Below are 17,264 nucleotides of genomic sequence, written 5' to 3' on the forward strand. Positions count from 1 at the left end.
AGCCGCCTATTTTACGAGATGGTTTCGATGCGCGTACACCGCCGCCTGCGTCCGGTCACTGACATCCAGCTTTGATAAAATATTCGTAATATGCGTTTTGACTGTTTTAATCGTAATAAACAGTTCCTCGCCTATTTCTTTGTTTGTTTTTCCTTCTGCGATCAGGCAGAGTATTTCGAGTTCCCGTCTCGTAAGGGAATCATGCGGGAGCGCGTTTTCACCTGAGTGGCGCAGCCTGGACAATACTTTTCCCGCCACTTTTGATTCCAGCTTTGGCTCTCCCTTGCTTGCAGCGCGGATGGCATCGGCGATTTCTGCCGCTTTTGAGGTTTTCAACAGATAGCTGAGCGCGCCAGCTTCAATAACCGGGTACACTTTGTCATCATCAATGAAGCTAGTGAGCACAATAATTTTCGGGTCGGAAAGCTCCCGGCAAATTTGCTTTGTAGCTTCGATGCCATCCATGCCCTCCATGACTAGATCCATTAAAATGACATCGGGCAATAGTTCCGCAGCAAGCCGAACACCTTCGCCGCCGTCAGATGCTTCGCCGATGACTTCAATATCGGGCTGCGCCTCCAAAAAAGCCGCGAGCCCCATTCTGACCATTTCATGATCATCAATCAATAATACTCGAATCACGTTCGTTCTCTCCTTTTTCTTCCGGGAAAATCGGGACCTTCACTTCGATTTGTGTGCCTTTTCCTTCTACTGAAATCACTTCGGCGACCCCGCCGATTTCACTTGCACGTTCCTTCATAGAATTTAAGCCGTATGAGGATGCTTTCACCTGGCCCATTTTAAAGCCTTTTCCATTATCAATCACCTTCAGACGGAGCTGACTGTTCTTTATGCCCAGAATCACGGTTACTTTAGACGCTTTTGAATGTCTAAATACGTTTGAAAGGGCCTCCTGCACGATTCTGAACAAGTGGTCTTCAACACCCTTGGATATCGCTGTGTCTTGTATATCCCACTCAATATCAAGCGGCTGCTTTTTTCGGAACTCGTCCAAAAGCTCCGTCAGGCCCTCCTTCAGCCCTTTTCCTTCAAGGGTGACAGGCCGTAAATGAAGCAGCAACGCCCTCATCTCATTTTGGGCTTCGCCTGCCATATGCTCGACCATCTTGATCCGCTTGACTGTTTTATCATCAGCATCCTTGACATGTTCCAGCACGGCTGATGTCATCATCGATATGGCAAAGAGCTGCTGGCTGACAGCATCATGTAGGTCTCTGGCCAATCGCTGGCGTTCTTCTGATATGACCGACTTCTTCATTTGCGCCTGCCATTCCGCACGTTCATTGGAAAGCTTCTGCAAGGATGCGACTTGAAGCTCCACGCGCTTCGCCATTTCGTTCAGCTGATCGGCGGCCAGGCCGATTTCATCATCTCCGAGCGGCGGTATCCGATAAGCGAAATTGCCGTTTTCAAAGGTTAAAATCGATTCAATTAATGTATCAACCCTTGTCTTCAATCGGTTGCCATACATATACCCTGAGGCGAAACCGACCGTCACGCTGATCAGCAGCAAAATTAGAATAAACGGTATTCCGAACCAGCTTGATGACAGCAAAACACGCGGATCGAGCCGGTAGTAAAACATCATAAAGGAAATCAAGCAGGCAAAAAGCAGGAGGCTGATTCCCGTTGTCATGCGGATGGCGCGCCATTGAAGACTGGCAAGCAGTTTTTTTCTCATACGTACTTCACATCCACATCACCGATAAATAGGGAAACGGACACTTTGACCCGGCGCTTTGACTCGCTGAAATCAGTTGACGCGGCATATACCTTCGTGCTTAATCCGCTTTTCTTCGAGCCGATCAGATTGATGTCACCTATGAAAACAGCCGAGCTGACAGCCACTTCAAGGTCCGATGGTACATAAATATCAACGTTTCCAATGACTCCGCTAATGACGATCGTGCTTTCTCCTTCGGGAATCATCGCTTTAGATAAATCGATTTTGATATCACCGATAAAACCAGAGACATTTAAATCATTCAGGTCAAACGGCTGCTTCATCATTTGCAGCTCTCCGATAAAAAAGCTGCGCATGTCAGGCTGTTTCACATCTTTCGGCGGCTCATGATGTTCTTTTTTATTGAGGTTGACCCGTTTCTCATTCGGTTCGAATATCGGCTTCCCTTTGACAAGCCTGTAGCCGGCGTAAATCAGAAATGCGGCAAACGCATAGCCGAATAAATTAAAGGTGATGCTGAAGAGGTTTCTCAAAAAAAGAAACGCGGCAAAGATATACATGACCGATCCAAGCCAATCACGGGAATATTTTTTAAGGAAATAGCCGGCAATCAGAAAAAAGAGCGGCCAAAACAGCAGATCGCCTATTCCGATAATTTGCAAAAACATACTGATGCCGAATAAAGCAATGATAAATCCAAGAAGCTGTTTTTTTGTCATTCCTGGTGTCCGCCTCCTTTCTTCTGCCTAGTGCTACCGAATCGTTACATCCCCGCTATCCGTTTTGATATCGATTGGATGCTGGCCGCTTCCTTGCGAGCCTGTGATGTGATGCTGTTCTTTATGTGCTGTATCAGCAAATGAATACGGCGAACTGACGTCACCGCTCGCTGATTTCGCTTTGACTGTAAAGCTGCCGTTTTTGGGAAGGCTTAGATTGGCATCACCGCTTGTCAGCTTGACAGCTAAGGGCCCGGTTACCTTTTTCAATACAGCATTAAAATCTCCCGAAGTCATTTTTACATCGAGAGAGCCTGATACATCAGCCAGATTTGCGTCTCCTGAAGCTAAGTCAATGCCGGCTGTTTTGTAATCGGTATTTGAAATGGTGACATCTCCGGATGACCCCTTTACTTTCAGTTCTTGAAGACGGACGTCTGTCACTCTCGCATTTCCGCTCGCAGATACTGCGTTCAGCCTGGAAAGCGCAAGATGGTCATTCCCGGCCACAGACACGTCCCCGCTTGAGGTTCGCACTGTCAGATCACCTTTGTAATCATACGGAAGCCGGACGATAAGAGTCGAACGGTTAAACCCATTCAAAAATTGAAATTCTTTTTCCTTTACGGTCAGCTCCAGTTTTCTTTTGTTTTCAGTAACAAATAACTTTCCCGAGTCTCCTTCAATGCCTGCTGATATGTCATTTCGTTCTTCCGCTATGACCCGCACATCCTTGCTATCGGACTCTATGACCATGCTGTCAATGTCCCGCGGCAACGCGCTGGCTGAATCGGCTTCTGTGCCATTTATGAAACCCAAGCCTGCGGCAAACACGTCTTTTACGACGACGGCGAAAAAGACAAGAATACCGGCAGTGATCAACAGTTTGCCAAGCATTTTTTTCATTCGGTTTCATCCTTCTCATTCATTCTATTATAAAGGAAAAGCTTGCGAATTGATACGTGCGGAAGGGAAGGACTTGACCGCAAATCCTTCCCCGTTCCGCTTATTCATTTGCCGCTTGTGTCTTGTCTAATTTTTGCAGTGAGAGCGCCCGCATTTTTTCAATCTCCGCTTCCACATCATCTGCGAATTCCTTGCGTGTTAGTTCTGTGCCGGCTTCCGCTGACTTTGAATAATCCGCGCGGATTTCCATTTCTTCAATACGATTTTCAATACGTAAAAATTCACGATACGCGCTTTCACTGTCAATTTTGTCAAATGTCGTATTCATATGCTCTTTAGCTTTCGCCGCATTTGCCCGCGCAATCAGCGCCTGTTTTTTATCCTTTACGTCTTGAAGCTTTGTTTCAAGAGCCGCCAGCTGTTCTTTCAGGTCAGCCAGCTGACTGTTAGCCTGTTCATAGGAAACTTTATGCTCTGCCGCCTTCCCTTCTAAATACTTCATTTCAGTCAGCGCTTTTTTCGCCAGTTCTTCTTCACCTGCGTCAAATGCGAGCTGTGCCTGTTTTTTCCGTTTGCCAGCCACTTCAGCGGCTTCTTCATATTTTTTCTTAAATTGATAGGCAATCGTGTGCTGTTTCACAATTGTTTGCTTTGCTTTTGCAATGTCACTTTCCATATCGCGTACATATTGATTCAGCATTACCTTTGGATTCTCCATTTTATCAAGTCCTTCATGAACTGACGCAACAAACATGTCTCTGATTCTTTTTAATACCATACCTAATTCCTCCTAATATATTGATATTATTTTTTCTTCAAAAATTCTTCCCATTCGTCATCAAAGTGAGATTGGTAGGCAGTTGAAGCCGGTTCAGGATCAAAAGATGATACACCGTTGTCAGCTGATCCGTTTTTCATCAGCTTCCAGCCGTAATACACCATAGCGGCTGCCAATGCGATTCCGACGACAAACGGAAGTGAGCAGATGAGCATAATGGCTCCGATACCGCCCACGATGATTCCCGTGATGGTTTTTCCTGCGGCAAACCTTTTGACTCCTGCGTATGTCATTAAGCTCCCGATGGCGAGCGGGATGATAAAGCCGAAGCTTCCTCCTCCAAAAAAGACGGAGATCCCAAATACAATTAATAAGAATCCGCCTACTGTTTTTTTGTTTATCTTCATGCAGATCCTCCTTTCGTTTTCCTTGTCTTCATCTTATACAAGTTGGCATTTATGCAAAACGAATCAGAGATTGATTTTTATATAAGACCCGAGTCGTATCTCGCACCGGACCCATCGGCACAAAAAAAAGCCATGCACGAGGCATGGCGTTTCAAAACCCTTTACAGATGAACACTTGCTTCCCTTTCTTTAATCAGGTCGGACCTTTCTGCTTTGGCCAGTTTTGTAAACAGCAAAATTCCGATACCCGCAATAATTTCGACAATCCCTCCGGCAGCGATCACTTTTCCTGAGCCGAAAGCATTTGCGGCATATCCGCAAATGACAGCTCCGGCAGGGATCGAAATATTTGAGATCATATGTATAACGGCGTAAACCTGCGGCTGATCCTCACTATCCACAGAGGTCTGGATTATCGTGTACTCAGGAACATTAACAGCACTGACTGCGGCGCCGAAGGTAAACGCGGCGAAAAACACGAGCGGCAAAAAGGTGTTCATCCCGGTAATAAAGAAAGCAAATCCTTCAATAATGCCGGCAGTGACGAAAAGCAGCCCGTACCTGTTTACTTTGACTTTCGCCAGCACAAATCCTAATAAAAATGCGCCTGCGGCGGTGGTGGCCTTTAAAAGCGAGTAAACGATCGGCTGGCCGTTTAAATCTTCCGCAACGTATACGGCTGAGAGCGCTTCCCAAGGGGCAGCCGCGAAATTCATAAAGATACAGTAAATAGCGAGCGGATATAAAATCTGATGCTTTCTGACGAGCCTAAAACCGCGTTTCAGTCTTCCGATATACGTGCCTCTCTGTGTCACAACAGCAGCCTCTGATTGAGACTCAACCGCAGTGTACTTAATAAAAAGGACGAGAAAACCTGACACCAAATAGAGCACAAGTGCGATAAGCATCGTATAAGAAGGGCTGATAAATGTAAGAAAAGCGCCGCATAATGTGACAGCCCCGAGCCGGACAATTTGAGCGGAGGATTGGAGCACAGCGTTTGCTTTTTGAATGCCCTGTTCATTTACGATTTGAGGAATCAAAGCGATTGAGGCGGGATTGTAGGCAGCTCCAGTAGCAGAATGCACAATCATAAGCGTCATGACAAACCACAGCGGAGAGAAGCCCGCAAAATGGCATAGAGGGATAATCAAAACAATTGCTGCCCTTGTCAGATCTGAAAAGTACATCCAAAATTTGAGCGTGCTCTGTTTCATAAATGGCCCTGTCACAGGCGCCAGCACGGCTTCCGGCAAAAAAGTGACAGCAATCAATAAAGCAGTGCCGATCGCACCTTTGCCATCATAAATTAAAAACCATAATATTGAATTAAATGCGAACATATCGCCGGATATCTTGACTATTCTTGAGAAAAACAGATAATTGAAATTTCTCTTCCAGATGCTATCACTTTCAATTAAATTCACCATCCATCAGAGCCCCCCACTGCCTATTTTTTACATCTATTTATTACAATATCTCATTTTTCCATTTTTCAGTCAATAATTCATAAGGTTCATTTTTTGTCGCAAAATGGGAAATTGACAGGGTGAAAAACAAAAAAGCCGGCATGTATATGAACACGCCGGCTCTCACTTTTACTTTTCCGATTCACTGCTGTTTCGGTCCCGAAACACAATAGCACTTCTTTCATATTCTACATCGCCAATACCGCTTCTTGCATTCACAACCCGTGCAGCGGCAAAGAAATAGTCGGACAGTCGATTGAGATAACGCAGCACTGTTTCATGAATCTCCTCCGATTTCATCAGTGTCACCACTCTTCGCTCTGCCCGCCTTGTAATGGTACGCGCCACATGGAGAAGCGAAGCACCCTTCGATCCGCCTGGAAGAATAAATTTCTTCAGTTCCGGCGCTTCTGCAGTGTAGGCATCAATGCGCGTTTCTAAAAAGGAAACAGATTCTTCCGTTAGTTTATAGTCTTTTCTTTCTGTAGCAATTGCCAGATCGCCTCCGCAGTCAAACAGCTCATGCTGGATGGTCAGCAGCTCTGCTGTCAGATCTTCAAAACCGGGCTGCCCGGAAAGCTCTGCCAAAGCAAGCCCGAGAAAGCTGTTAAGCTCGTCAATCGTGCCGTAGCTTTCGACGCGGGGACTGTCCTTGTCCGTTCTGCCCCCGATTAAGCCCGTTTGTCCCTTATCGCCTGTTTTTGTATATAGTTTCATACCTGAACCTCCTTTACTCAGACTTATTCAAACAGCTCAGCAGCCTCTTTTACACATTCAGCTGTTCCGTTCTTTATCAATTGATTCAGCCGCTGTTCTGTGTTTTCGGATTGCTGAGTTTGGGTCGCGGCGACGAGAATATCACCTGTATCTCGTCTGTCTCCCAGCACTTTCGTCCGTTCTGCTTCGGCAGCCATAAGAGCTTTGATGAAGAATTGATCTGACGCATAGCCATTAATCAAAATCCAAATGGAAAAGCCGGTCTGAACGCATATGAAAACAGATAACTCTTCATCCTCAAACGTTCGATAAACGAAACGGTCAAGCCTTTCTGAAGATGCGGTCGCACACGTTTCCTCCAGTTGAAAACCGTTCTCTGAAAGATAGGCTGCAAGTCCTTTTATCCGATCTGACTGATCTGGCAGCCGTTTATGGATCAGCGTTCTGCTCCACGAAAACCCTGCACCGATAGGCGTCGAGGACAATGTTCGAAGCGGGATTTCCGTTTGCAGAAGAATATCATCACGCCCCGCTTGGAGCAATGCTTCAAATGGGATAAACTGCCGCTTTACGCTGTCTTTTTCAGGCTGAATCACAATCATCGGTTTAGGTGAGCTTTGATGAACCAAGGCGGTGACATCTGTATCGTACACCGCCTTTATGCGATGTTCTGTGACAGCATATTCCGGTATTTGCTTAGGCCCTGGGGTGCCGTTTTTCATAAACATGAGCCCATCACAGTACAGGCTTGCGGTGTTCAAATCATGAAAAACGCTGACAGCTGCCAATCCGCTTTCACTCGTCAAGCGTTTGATCAGATCAAGCAGGTCTTTTTGATAAGCCAGATCGAGAAAATTGGTCGGCTCGTCCAAAAATAAAATACGCGGCTGCTGCGCCAAAGCTTGGGCCAAATACACCCGCTGCTGTTCCCCTCCGCTTAGTTCGCGGACCGGCTTTTGCGCAAAAGCGGCCACTCCTGTTTGCTCCATTGCTTTCTGTACAATGGCTTTATCCTTTTCAGTCTGCTGTCTGAACAGCCCCGTTTGGAACGGATATCTGCCAAAGGCCACAGTTTCTTCGACCGTAAAGGTGAAGGCTTGATCCGTTTTTTGCGGCAGGACAGCCATGATTTGCGCCAGTTCCTTCGGTTTATAGTCCGCCAGCGGTTTTCCGGCCAGATAAACGCTGCCTTCTTTGGCCGGCAGCGTGCCTGTCAGCAAGTGCAAAAGCGTGGTTTTCCCGCTTCCATTAGGGCCGAGAATTCCGAGGAATTCCCCCTTCTCCACTGTTAAGCTGACATTGTTGACCAGACAGCTGTCGCCGTATCCTCCCGACAATCCTTCTGCCTTCATCATAAGCTTTTCCTCCCGCGGTGCTGCCGAATTAAAATTAGAGCGAACACAGGCGCTCCAGCCAAGGACGTAATGATCCCGATCGGCAGTTCAATTGGCTCAATGATCGTTCTGGAAAGCAGATCGGCTAAAACGAGAAACCCTGCCCCGAGCAAGGCGGACAGCGGCAGTAAATGCCGATGGTCTGTTCCCCACAAAAGCCTTGTGATATGCGGAATGACAAGGCCGACAAAGCCGATCGTGCCCGACACTGCCACAGCGCTTCCGGTCAAAAGAGAGCCGGCTATTAAAATCATCATCTTCCTTTGCTGAACGCTGACTCCGAGAAGCTTTGCTTTGTCTTCTCCATATGTCATCACGTTCAGCTCCCTTCCGTTTATAATCAATAAAATGGTTCCCAAAAGAAAAAACGGAAGAAACAAAATAACATAACTCCAGCCTCTCATTGAAACGCTGCCAAGCAGCCAATGCACAATCGGAAGCAGGTTGTCTCCTGTCAAGGCGATGATAAGAGAAATAAATGCGCCCAAAAAAGAGTTGATGATAACACCAGTCAAAATGAGGGTGGAAACAGACATCGAAGTGTGAACGAGGCGACTGAAGGAAAGGACCGCCGCGATCGTGGCAAGCGCCGCGGCTACACTCATAACCGGGAGTGTAAACCCTCCGATGCCAGGAAGCTGCAGGCTAAAGAATAGGGTCACAACCGCGCCAACTGAAGCACCGGATGAAACACCGAGCGTATAGGGATCAGCAAGCGGATTTTTCAGCAGCCCCTGAAAAGCGGCCCCTGCGATAGAAAGAGCCGCCCCCACAAGGGCGGCCAGCACAACTCTCGGCAGTCTGATATTCATCATAATATTTGTGTACATCGGATCATCAGAGCCGATAGAGCCGCCGAAGCCTTGATGCCAAAAGACACGAAAGACTGCGGGAATAGGAATTTGCAGGCTGCCGCAAGAAATTCCTAAGATGATGCTCACGGCTAAAAATAAGAAACCGATGATATATGCGGCAAAACGATTATTTCTTAAACGTATCTGGGTAAATGCTTTCCGCAAGTTCTTCGACCCCTTCGATCAGACGGGGACCCGAACGTGTCACAAGATCAGGGTCCACATCATATACGCGATGATGTTTCACAGCATTGATTTCGCTCCAGCCATTGCGTTTTTCCACAGCTTTCGCTTTCACACCGTCCGTTGTAACAATTGCATCAGGATTGAGTTTTACGATCGCCTCGTCTGTCATTTGCACCCATCCAGTCTGATCCGCCGCTGCGTTTTTAGCATGGATGACATTCAGCATTTCATTCATAAACGTATCTTTTCCGGTTGTATAAATGTCCGGGTCAGGAGAAACCTCGATAAATACACTTTTCTCCTCGTCCTTTGAAATGGTTTTCGCTTTTTCTTTAATATCCTTTATATCTGATTTCATGCTTTTCACGAGCTGATCGGCTTGTTTCTCAGCCCCGGCAGCTTCTCCGATCATTTCGATTGATTTGTACACCTCGGAGAATGATTGTGCATCATTGACAGTCAGCACGGTAATGCCCGCATCCTTCAGCTGTTTGATGGCATCAGCTGATGCTGACATGGAAGACTCGTGAGCCAGAACGAGATCTGGCTTTAGAGAAATGACTTTTTCAACGTTTACATTCATATCTCCGACTTTTTCAACCTTTTTGACTTCCTTTGGATAGGTATCGTTTGTGGTGACACCGACCACTTTGTCACCGAGGCCGAGAGCATATGTAATTTCTGTGTTGCTCGGCATTAATGAAACAATCTTTTTCGGCTCTTTTTTGATGGTTACATCCTGGTTTGACGCATCATCAATGGTGACAGGAAACGCTTCTGTCTTTTGTTTTGCCTTGGAATCCTTCTGATCCGCAGAATTGCCGCAGCCTGCCAGCATAACAGCGGCCAGCAGGAGCGCAGTCCATATCCCGGCTCGTTTTTTCATACACTTTTCCTCCTAAACGAACTAAAAAAAGCATCTCTACGACGGTAAAGATGCTGTAAACAACACAAAAAAGCCTATTGTTTACACATCATCTGTCCTCGCAGAATTCGTGCTGATCAAACAGGCAGGTATCCTGGCTCTTGGCGCTTTGGCCAATTACAGTGGCGGGACCGCACCGGCTTTTACCGGTTTCCCTATTAAGCCGGCTGTTGTCCACGGACCGGCACCTATTTGACATTCGTATCCTTTTTTCGGAGTAATTATACTATATGACTGACAGGCTTGTATATGCGTCCTGAATGACTTTTCCCGTATTGTGTATGGGAGCAAAATCCTCGTAAACACTAAATTTGATCTTGTATACTTAATACCATCATCAATCAAAAGGAATGATTCTTATGAATTTACAGCTAAAAGACAAACTCGTCTTAATCACCGGCTCAACGTCCGGCATCGGGAAAGCCGCCGCAAAAAGCTTTCTGCAAGAGGGTGCGGCAGTCATTGTCAACGGACGCAAACAGGAGACTGTCGATCGTACCATTGAAGAGCTTTCTGGCTATGGAACAGTGCACGGTGTTGCTGCCGATTTGTCAAAAACAGATGAAGCAGCGGCTTTTATCGAAAAAGTAAATGAAATCGGTGATATCGATATCCTTGTCAACAACCTCGGTTTCTTCGAGGTAAAAGACTTTGCCGATGTGACAGATGAAGAGTGGAATCAATATTTCGAAGTGAACGTGATGAGCGCCGTTCGGACAAGCCGTCACTTCCTTCCAAAGATGCTTGCCAAAAACAGCGGCCGCATTTTAAATATTGCAAGTGAAGCAGGCATCAAACCGCTGCCAACGATGATTCCATACTCAATGACAAAAACGGCGCTGATCAGCCTGTCAAGAGGAATGGCTGAAATGACAAAAGGCACAAATGTGACGGTCAACTCAGTGCTTCCGGGGCCTACTTGGACAGAGGGCGTTGCATCCTATATGGAAGGCGCCGCACAAGCAGCCGGCCAGGATACAGATACATTTATCAAAGACTATTTCAAGGTCAATGAGCCGACTTCGCTTATTCAGCGATACGCGACAGCAGAAGAAGTCGCCAACACAATCGTATTCCTCGCGTCTGACGCCGCCTCCGCCATTAACGGCACGGCACAGCGTGTGGAAGGCGGCATTATCCGTTCTCTGTAACATGCAAAAACGCATCCGTCTATCGGATGCGTTTTTTTTATACGTCTCCAACAAATGGTACCGGCTGATATCCGCCTGTTTCCAGTTGTGCTGAAAACAACCCTCCAGCGTGAGGCTGCTCATATCTTTCTTTTTCTGTCATTTGTTCCGTTGCCGTTGTAATGTAAAGGGTTTTTAAGTCTCTGCCGCCAAACGCGCAGCACGTGACATACTTAGCCGGCACGCTGATTGAATTGATTTCTTTTTTCTCAAACGGGTCAATGTGAACAACGCGGCTGCCGCCAAACAGCGCCACCCACAGCATGCCATTTTGGTCGATTGTCATGCCGTCCGGCAATCCGTCTGATTGGTCAAAACGATAGACAGGTTCTGGATTTGAAACATCTCCGCTTTGAGGGTCATAGCTGTAGCGCACAATCTCCTGCGTCGGCGTGTCGATGTAATACATCAAATTCCGCTCGCGGTCCCAATCCAAACCGTTTGAGGTCGAGACTTGATCTTTGATTTTGACCAGACTGCCGTCTAGATTCAAACGGTACAGCGATGCCTGTTTTTGCTCGCCTTCCATGCTCGTCGTTCCCGCCCAAAGCCTTCCGTACGGGTCACATTTAGCATCATTAAATCTCAGGCTCTCATGCATGTCCTTCGGCTGTTTAATTTTCTCCAAGCTATCATCCCGAAGATGATACAGGTAAAACCCGTCCTTCATCGTCATAATCAGTTCATCCTTTGAATATTTCGCAAGCGCCGTCACAAAGGATTTGAATTTGATTGATCGGTTAATTTTTTCTTCAGGGTCAAAAATGTGGAGCTCGCTTCCCAGGATATCAACCCAATATAAGCGGCCGTTTTCTTCATCCCATAACGGGCCTTCTCCAATCACTGCCCTAGTGTCTGCTTCCAATACTGCATCCATGTGTTACACCTCTTTAGCTTCAGTCTATATATTGTTATTCCCGGCAAAGAGGTGTCCAAACCACTTGATGTTTATTGTTTTTTAAAAAGGATGGTAATGACCGTCCCAATGTCCATTCTGCTGTTCACATGGATCGTTCCGTTATGCAGATGGACAAGCTCCTTGGCAATCGCGAGCCCGAGACCCGTTCCGGCAGTTGAATCTTTTGTGTTCGTCCCTCTGTAGTAACGGTTAAACAAATGGGTAATCGTTTCTTCATCCATTCCTTTCCCATTGTCCTTCACCTTTAAAGAAATATGATTTTTTGTTTGTTCCAGAATGACTTGAATCTCTGTTCCTTTGCCGTTGTGCTTCACGGCATTCCCAAGGAGATTTTCTAATATGCGCCTGAACCACGCTTCATCAAGTGCAAATTCAATATGCTCTTCTTTGGATACAAACGAGATATCATACCCTTCAGAAAACGGATTTTTCTTAAAATCCTCAATGACATTTTTAAAAAACGGGATAAGGCTGGTAAGCCTTCTCTCAATAGGAAGAGCATCATTTTTCAGCCGATATGTTAAATTTAAATCTTCAATCAGCTTGGACATGTATTCAGATTTTTCTCTGACAACCTGCCCCATTTCTTTCACTTCTTCCGGCGACCAGTCATACTGCTTCGACTCGAGCATCATGCTGTAGCCGTAAATGCTGCTGAGCGGTGTTTTTAAGTCATGTGACAAACCGGCAATCCATTCTTCCCTTGTCGCCTGGATTTTTTCCCTGTTTCTTTTATCCCTTCTCAGCGTTTCAGTCAGCTGATCCATTGATTCAAATATCTCACCGAAGAAGCGGTACGGCTGTTTGATTTTCCCCTTTTTATTTTTGCTGACAGGATGGCCTTCCCGGTTTCTGGGTTCCTCAAGCTTCCCTTTTGACAGATTGACCAGCCATCGAATCGTGTGAAAAATCGGCAGCCCGAACCGGAACATATACCAAACGGTCATCCAAATGATATACATGAACAAAACGCCCATAACAAGAAACATCGCTTTTAATACAACCTTCAGGAATGATTTGTTAAACTCCTGATCGGTTACATAGACAGGGTTCGGCACCGTAGCGACCATCCATCTGTCTTTATTGAGAATCTTAACGGAAATTTCCCGCTTATAGTTCCAAGGTTTAGAGCTGTATTTCAGCAGCTCCAGCTGGTTCATCGTTTTTCTTTCGCTTTTTGTGCTGTTGATGCTGTCGAGAATGTTTCCATTGCTGTCTAACAGGTAAATAGCGCCTTTTTTCTGCTTAATATAGTCAATGGTGCCAGACTTATAGTGCGCTAGATCGTCTATCTTTTGTTCGCGTTTTTCTACGGAAGTCAGGAGCTGTTCACTCTTTGATTTCCAGCCGAACAATAGAAGATACGACTTATCTTCAATATTGATAGCCCAATAATTCAGTTTATAGTTATGAAGCTTTTTGATTTTATAAATAGACAATAGCTCTTTCTTGGTATAGGTGCCCGGCACGTCTTTTGGCACGCCGTAGGAATAATCAGTGTTTCCTTCCGAATCAATGATTTGCATCCAGCCGTGCTGTTTATCGACAGATTTCTTCAGGAAATTATCCACTTCCCATGTCCCGTCTTCGTTTACATCGAGATATGCTTCAAGTGTGTCGGTCGTCGCCTTCGTCAGTCCCGAATTAGATTCCGCATCGCTAAAACGAGCGTCTAAATAGAAAAACGACGCAACAAGCATCACCGTAAGCAGCAGGATCACAATCAGCATCTGCCCGAAAAAGTGAAACAAAAACTTCCATCTTAACCTCATGACCGCTTGCCTTCAGGATTTGGGATAAAACGATAGCCGAGACCTCGAACGGTTACAATATACTCCGGATTGCTCGGATCGCGCTCAATCTTCTCCCTAAGCTTGCGAATATGAACCATGACGGTGTTGTTGTCACCATAGGAAGGGTAGCCCCATACTTTTTCATATATTTGATCCTTGGAAAGCACCACGTTAGGGTGTTCACAAAAATACTGCAAAAGCTGCAGAAGCTGAGCTGAACAAGCAACGGCTTCCCCGCCTACGATCAGCTCGGCATTTTGCGGAGAAAAAGTAAAATAATCATATGTGTATGTTTGATTTGAACTCGTTTCTTTCGATTGATATGTACGCTTGAGATGCGCTCTGATCCGCGCCGCTAATTCCAGCGGATTAAATGGTTTTGTGATATAGTCATCAGCTCCAACCGCAAAGCCCGATAATTTGTCCGCGTCGGATGATCTTGCCGTCAGGAAAAAAATCGGAGCTTCTGAATACTCTCTGATCAGCGTGCAGGCTTCAAAACCGGACATTCCGCCCATCATGACATCCAGCACAATTAAGTCAACCTTATTGGCCTTCACAACAGGAATCGCTTCTTCTGCGCTTGCCGCATCCAGTATATTTCGATAACCTTCTTTTTCGAGAACGCGTTTGATCATGTCCACAATCGCTTTCTCATCGTCTACGATTAAAATTGACGCATTTTCCACTTTTATGTTCCTTTCTGTCACTGTTTTTTTCATCTTATCATTATATCGTTTATTTATGGTACATTTTTGAATACATTGGAGCTTGGCAAATCAAAACAGCAAAAAAGGAGCAAACAAGCGCTCCCTTTTGATGTTTTTTTATATGAAAATATTATGAGTTCTCATCTACCATGTACAAAATAAACTCCCAAAATCCCGGGACATCCTGACACAAAAGCATATCAGCCTTTTCAAACATTTTGATCTTCAGCTCTTGCTCTAAATCTTCTCTTTCTTGATAGGACGTATTGCTGAGTTTTTTTCTGATCATTGGTGAAAAGCATGCAATCAGGTGCTCAATGTCAAAAGTCTCGTCATTTTGTTTCTTTTTTTGTTCAAACTGGCCGTTCACAGCTTACTTTTCCCCCTTTTTTTGCGCCGCTAGCTGCTTTCTGATATTCTCCAGCCCCTTTTTATGAATGTTGGAAATGTTTTGCCGGGACTCCCCTAATGAATCTGCAATCTCCTGCATCGTGGCACCGTGAAGATACACTTTCGTCAGCACGCTTTTTTGTTTGTCAGTCAGATTCTGAATCGCTTGGTAGAGCTGATAATCCTGAACATGCTGACTCAAATCATCCTGCCGGTCTAAAAACTCTTCAAATGCATCGCTTCCTGTTTCGGAAGGAAGTCGATCTCCTGCCTCCGGATGATCAACCGTCAGCGGATACCGTTTTTGATTTTTGCGAACCCGCTTATCAAAATCAATAGAAAAGATGCGAATCATTGAATTCATATACTTGACGATGCGGATTTCTTTATAAAACTGCTTAAATAGCTCGTCCAATGATTTTGCATCTTTTTCGTTAGGGCTTTCCATTACGTTTTTGAACAAACGGTAATGCTGAGGATTGCTCAAAAAATGCTTCACGATGGGATGCTTCATTATCTCCTTACATTTTGACCGTAAAAGACTTTGATAGTCCATCAAACCGCCTCCCTACTAAATTAAATGAAGGAAAGCAAAAAAAAGTAAACTACTACTTTCCGACTAGTGTCTTCCAAAATACTTTGCAGCAGTTTACGTTTTATCGGATTTCCTTCACTTACATACATGACTGCAGAAAAAGAAGGGAGGTATTTTCCTATGGATCAGGTTTTTATAGAGGAAGTCGTAAAACAAATCGGCAATTTGGGGTTTCCCGCGCTGATTGCAATGTACCTGCTGACTCGATTCGAAAAGAAGTTTGATCAACTCATAGAACTAATGACAGAACTGAAAGATCATGCAAAAAAATAATTTTTCAATCAAAGTTGACTTTTCACTGATTTTTTTCACTTAACAAAACAGAAGGGAAAACGAAAGGCCTTTCACCTTCTCTTTCTGCTATCACAATTAAATCTAAGGAGGAAACATTTCATGAAAAAACAAAATGACATTCCGCAGCCAATTAGAGGAGACAAAGGAGCAACGGTAAAAATCCCACGCAATATTGAAAGAGACCGGCAAAACCCTGACATGCTTGTTCCGCCTGAAACCGATCATGGCACCGTCAGCAATATGAAGTTTTCGTTCTCTGACACTCATAACCGATTAGAAAAAGGCGGATATGCCCGTGAAGTGACAGTACGTGAACTGCCGATTTCAGAAAACCTTGCATCTGTAAATATGCGACTGAAGCCAGGCGCCATTCGCGAGCTGCACTGGCATAAAGAAGCAGAATGGGCTTATATGATTTACGGAAGCGCAAGAGTCACAATTGTTGATGAAAAAGGGCGCAGCTTTATTGATGATGTAAGTGAAGGTGACCTTTGGTACTTCCCGTCAGGCCTGCCGCACTCTATCCAAGCGCTGGATGAGGGGGCTGAATTCCTGCTTGTGTTTGACGATGGATCATTCTCAGAAAACAGCACGTTCCAGCTGACAGATTGGCTTGCCCACACTCCAAAAGAAGTGATTGCTGCGAACTTCGGCGTGACAAAAGAAGAGATTGCTAATTTGCCAGGCAAAGAAAAATATATATTTGAAAACCAACTCCCTGGCAGCTTAAAAGATGACATTGTGGAAGGGCCGAACGGCGAAGTGCCTTATCCATTTACTTACCGCCTTCTTGAACAAGAGCCGATTGAATCTGAGGGAGGGAAAGTATACATTGCAGATTCGACAAACTTCAAAGTGTCTAAAACCATCGCATCAGCGCTCGTAACAGTAGAACCCGGCGCCATGAGAGAGCTGCACTGGCATCCGAATACACACGAATGGCAATACTACATCTCCGGTAAAGCAAGAATGACCGTCTTTGCATCTGACGGCCATGCCAGAACGTTTAACTACCAAGCCGGTGATGTCGGATATGTACCATTTGCAATGGGTCATTACGTTGAAAACATTGGGGATGAACCGCTTGTCTTTTTAGAAATCTTCAAAGACGACCATTATGCCGATGTATCTTTAAACCAATGGCTTGCCATGCTTCCTGAAACATTTGTTCAAGCGCACCTTGACTTAGGCAAAGATTTTACTGATGCGCTTTCAAAAGAAAAGCACCCAGTTGTAAAAAAGAAATGCAGTAAATAATAGACTTGCAGCTTGCAGAGAGCACTCGTTCTCTGCAAGCCTTCATAAGGAGCTGA

The 17,264-nt window shown here is 45.3% G+C and carries 19 protein-coding genes and 1 riboswitch; of the genes, 3 read left to right on the forward strand and 16 right to left on the reverse strand.

Translation table 11 applies throughout. The annotated features are described in order from the left end of the window. Positions 1–6 precede the first annotated feature (6 nt). From liaR to MY9_RS16715, 11 genes are all read right to left on the reverse strand, one after another. On the reverse strand, positions 7–642 hold the full coding sequence (liaR, locus tag MY9_RS16665) for a two-component system response regulator LiaR (protein WP_014665337.1): 636 nt from the start codon (positions 640–642) through the stop codon (positions 7–9). Then, complete coding sequence (gene liaS / locus MY9_RS16670; RefSeq protein WP_014665338.1) at positions 620–1,702, reverse strand: two-component system sensor histidine kinase LiaS; 1,083 nt, start codon at positions 1,700–1,702, stop codon at positions 620–622. The genes liaR and liaS overlap by 23 nt, the downstream gene beginning before the upstream one ends. Continuing rightward, on the reverse strand, positions 1,699–2,424 hold the full coding sequence (gene liaF, locus MY9_RS16675) for a LiaRS two-component regulatory system accessory protein LiaF (RefSeq protein ID WP_014665339.1): 726 nt from the start codon (positions 2,422–2,424) through the stop codon (positions 1,699–1,701). Before liaF ends, liaS begins: the two co-directional genes overlap by 4 nt. 33 nt (positions 2,425–2,457) lie before the next feature. Then, on the reverse strand, positions 2,458–3,330 hold the full coding sequence (gene liaG, locus MY9_RS16680; RefSeq protein ID WP_014665340.1) for a LiaG family protein: 873 nt from the start codon (positions 3,328–3,330) through the stop codon (positions 2,458–2,460). Positions 3,331–3,430: 100 nt separating this feature from the next. Beyond that, entirely contained in the window at positions 3,431–4,108 is a 678-nt protein-coding gene (liaH, locus tag MY9_RS16685; protein ID WP_014665341.1) for a stress responsive protein LiaH, read from the reverse strand. Between the two features lie 26 nt (positions 4,109–4,134). Next, positions 4,135–4,515 carry a cell envelope stress-induced membrane anchor protein LiaI gene (gene liaI, locus MY9_RS16690; protein WP_014665342.1) on the reverse strand — a complete coding sequence of 127 codons (381 nt, stop codon included), beginning with the start codon at positions 4,513–4,515 and terminating at the stop codon, positions 4,135–4,137. A 161-nt stretch (positions 4,516–4,676) separates the two neighbouring features. Continuing rightward, a complete protein-coding gene (locus tag MY9_RS16695) occupies positions 4,677–5,945 on the reverse strand; it encodes an MFS transporter (RefSeq protein ID WP_014665343.1) in 1,269 nt (422 codons plus the stop codon). A 168-nt stretch (positions 5,946–6,113) separates the two neighbouring features. Beyond that, positions 6,114–6,701 carry a cob(I)yrinic acid a,c-diamide adenosyltransferase gene (locus MY9_RS16700; RefSeq protein WP_014665345.1) on the reverse strand — a complete coding sequence of 196 codons (588 nt, stop codon included), beginning with the start codon at positions 6,699–6,701 and terminating at the stop codon, positions 6,114–6,116. Between the two features lie 23 nt (positions 6,702–6,724). After that, positions 6,725–8,053 carry an ABC transporter ATP-binding protein gene (locus MY9_RS16705; RefSeq protein ID WP_081483686.1) on the reverse strand — a complete coding sequence of 443 codons (1,329 nt, stop codon included), beginning with the start codon at positions 8,051–8,053 and terminating at the stop codon, positions 6,725–6,727. Continuing rightward, complete coding sequence (locus MY9_RS16710; protein ID WP_014665347.1) at positions 8,053–9,114, reverse strand: FecCD family ABC transporter permease; 1,062 nt, start codon at positions 9,112–9,114, stop codon at positions 8,053–8,055. The genes MY9_RS16705 and MY9_RS16710 overlap by 1 nt, the downstream gene beginning before the upstream one ends. After that, the gene (locus tag MY9_RS16715) at positions 9,077–10,021 is read right to left on the reverse strand and encodes an ABC transporter substrate-binding protein (RefSeq protein WP_014665348.1); all 945 of its coding nucleotides are present in this window, start codon (positions 10,019–10,021) and stop codon (positions 9,077–9,079) included. The genes MY9_RS16710 and MY9_RS16715 overlap by 38 nt, the downstream gene beginning before the upstream one ends. Before the next feature lie 106 nt (positions 10,022–10,127). Continuing rightward, positions 10,128–10,267: riboswitch (cobalamin riboswitch) on the reverse strand. 152 nt (positions 10,268–10,419) lie between these two features. Here MY9_RS16715 and MY9_RS16725 point away from each other — a divergent pair. After that, positions 10,420–11,211 carry an SDR family NAD(P)-dependent oxidoreductase gene (locus tag MY9_RS16725; RefSeq protein ID WP_014665350.1) on the forward strand — a complete coding sequence of 264 codons (792 nt, stop codon included), beginning with the start codon at positions 10,420–10,422 and terminating at the stop codon, positions 11,209–11,211. 37 nt (positions 11,212–11,248) lie between these two features. On the opposite strand, the gene MY9_RS16730 is transcribed toward MY9_RS16725, so the two are convergent. The 5 genes from MY9_RS16730 to sigO form a co-directional block, all read right to left on the reverse strand. Next, positions 11,249–12,127, reverse strand: coding sequence for an SMP-30/gluconolactonase/LRE family protein (locus MY9_RS16730; RefSeq protein WP_014665351.1), 879 nt, complete (start codon positions 12,125–12,127; stop codon positions 11,249–11,251). A 71-nt stretch (positions 12,128–12,198) separates the two neighbouring features. After that, complete coding sequence (yvrG, locus tag MY9_RS16735; protein WP_014665352.1) at positions 12,199–13,941, reverse strand: two-component system sensor histidine kinase YvrG; 1,743 nt, start codon at positions 13,939–13,941, stop codon at positions 12,199–12,201. Next, positions 13,938–14,651, reverse strand: a complete 714-nt coding sequence (yvrH, locus tag MY9_RS16740; protein WP_041521425.1) for a two-component system response regulator YvrH — start codon at positions 14,649–14,651, stop codon at positions 13,938–13,940. The genes yvrG and yvrH overlap by 4 nt, the downstream gene beginning before the upstream one ends. A 151-nt stretch (positions 14,652–14,802) precedes the next feature. After that, a complete protein-coding gene (rsoA, locus tag MY9_RS16745; RefSeq protein WP_014665355.1) occupies positions 14,803–15,042 on the reverse strand; it encodes a sigma-O factor regulator RsoA in 240 nt (79 codons plus the stop codon). A 3-nt stretch (positions 15,043–15,045) separates the two neighbouring features. Next, positions 15,046–15,576 carry an RNA polymerase sigma factor SigO gene (gene sigO, locus MY9_RS16750; RefSeq protein ID WP_003228469.1) on the reverse strand — a complete coding sequence of 177 codons (531 nt, stop codon included), beginning with the start codon at positions 15,574–15,576 and terminating at the stop codon, positions 15,046–15,048. Positions 15,577–15,777: 201 nt separating this feature from the next. Between sigO and MY9_RS16755 the strand changes: the two genes are divergently transcribed. Together MY9_RS16755 and oxdC are read left to right on the forward strand one after the other, a co-directional pair. Continuing rightward, complete coding sequence (locus tag MY9_RS16755) at positions 15,778–15,930, forward strand: YvrJ family protein (RefSeq protein ID WP_003244090.1); 153 nt, start codon at positions 15,778–15,780, stop codon at positions 15,928–15,930. 120 nt (positions 15,931–16,050) lie between these two features. After that, a complete protein-coding gene (gene oxdC / locus MY9_RS16760) occupies positions 16,051–17,208 on the forward strand; it encodes an oxalate decarboxylase (protein WP_014665357.1) in 1,158 nt (385 codons plus the stop codon). The last annotated feature ends 56 nt before the right edge of the window (positions 17,209–17,264 follow it).

Origin of the sequence: Bacillus sp. JS (genome assembly GCF_000259365.1) — a bacterium.
GTDB classification, from domain to species: Bacteria; Bacillota; Bacilli; order Bacillales; family Bacillaceae; genus Bacillus; species Bacillus stercoris.

What these genes read in the sequence shown, in the direction of transcription:
- liaS (WP_014665338.1), bottom strand. Translation starts at nt 1,702, where the DNA reads ATGAGAAAAAAACTGCTTGCCAGTCTTCAATGGCGCGCCATCCGCATG.
- liaF (WP_014665339.1), bottom strand. Translation starts at nt 2,424, where the DNA reads ATGACAAAAAAACAGCTTCTTGGATTTATCATTGCTTTATTCGGCATC.
- liaG (WP_014665340.1), bottom strand. Translation starts at nt 3,330, where the DNA reads ATGAAAAAAATGCTTGGCAAACTGTTGATCACTGCCGGTATTCTTGTC.
- liaH (WP_014665341.1), bottom strand. Translation starts at nt 4,108, where the DNA reads ATGGTATTAAAAAGAATCAGAGACATGTTTGTTGCGTCAGTTCATGAA.
- liaI (WP_014665342.1), bottom strand. Translation starts at nt 4,515, where the DNA reads ATGAAGATAAACAAAAAAACAGTAGGCGGATTCTTATTAATTGTATTT.
- MY9_RS16695 (WP_014665343.1), bottom strand. Translation starts at nt 5,945, where the DNA reads ATGGTGAATTTAATTGAAAGTGATAGCATCTGGAAGAGAAATTTCAAT.
- MY9_RS16700 (WP_014665345.1), bottom strand. Translation starts at nt 6,701, where the DNA reads ATGAAACTATATACAAAAACAGGCGATAAGGGACAAACGGGCTTAATC.
- MY9_RS16705 (WP_081483686.1), bottom strand. Translation starts at nt 8,053, where the DNA reads ATGAAGGCAGAAGGATTGTCGGGAGGATACGGCGACAGCTGTCTGGTC.
- MY9_RS16715 (WP_014665348.1), bottom strand. Translation starts at nt 10,021, where the DNA reads ATGAAAAAACGAGCCGGGATATGGACTGCGCTCCTGCTGGCCGCTGTT.
- MY9_RS16725 (WP_014665350.1), top strand. Translation starts at nt 10,420, where the DNA reads ATGAATTTACAGCTAAAAGACAAACTCGTCTTAATCACCGGCTCAACG.
- MY9_RS16730 (WP_014665351.1), bottom strand. Translation starts at nt 12,127, where the DNA reads ATGGATGCAGTATTGGAAGCAGACACTAGGGCAGTGATTGGAGAAGGC.
- yvrG (WP_014665352.1), bottom strand. Translation starts at nt 13,941, where the DNA reads ATGAGGTTAAGATGGAAGTTTTTGTTTCACTTTTTCGGGCAGATGCTG.
- sigO (WP_003228469.1), bottom strand. Translation starts at nt 15,576, where the DNA reads ATGAAGCATCCCATCGTGAAGCATTTTTTGAGCAATCCTCAGCATTAC.
- MY9_RS16755 (WP_003244090.1), top strand. Translation starts at nt 15,778, where the DNA reads ATGGATCAGGTTTTTATAGAGGAAGTCGTAAAACAAATCGGCAATTTG.
- oxdC (WP_014665357.1), top strand. Translation starts at nt 16,051, where the DNA reads ATGAAAAAACAAAATGACATTCCGCAGCCAATTAGAGGAGACAAAGGA.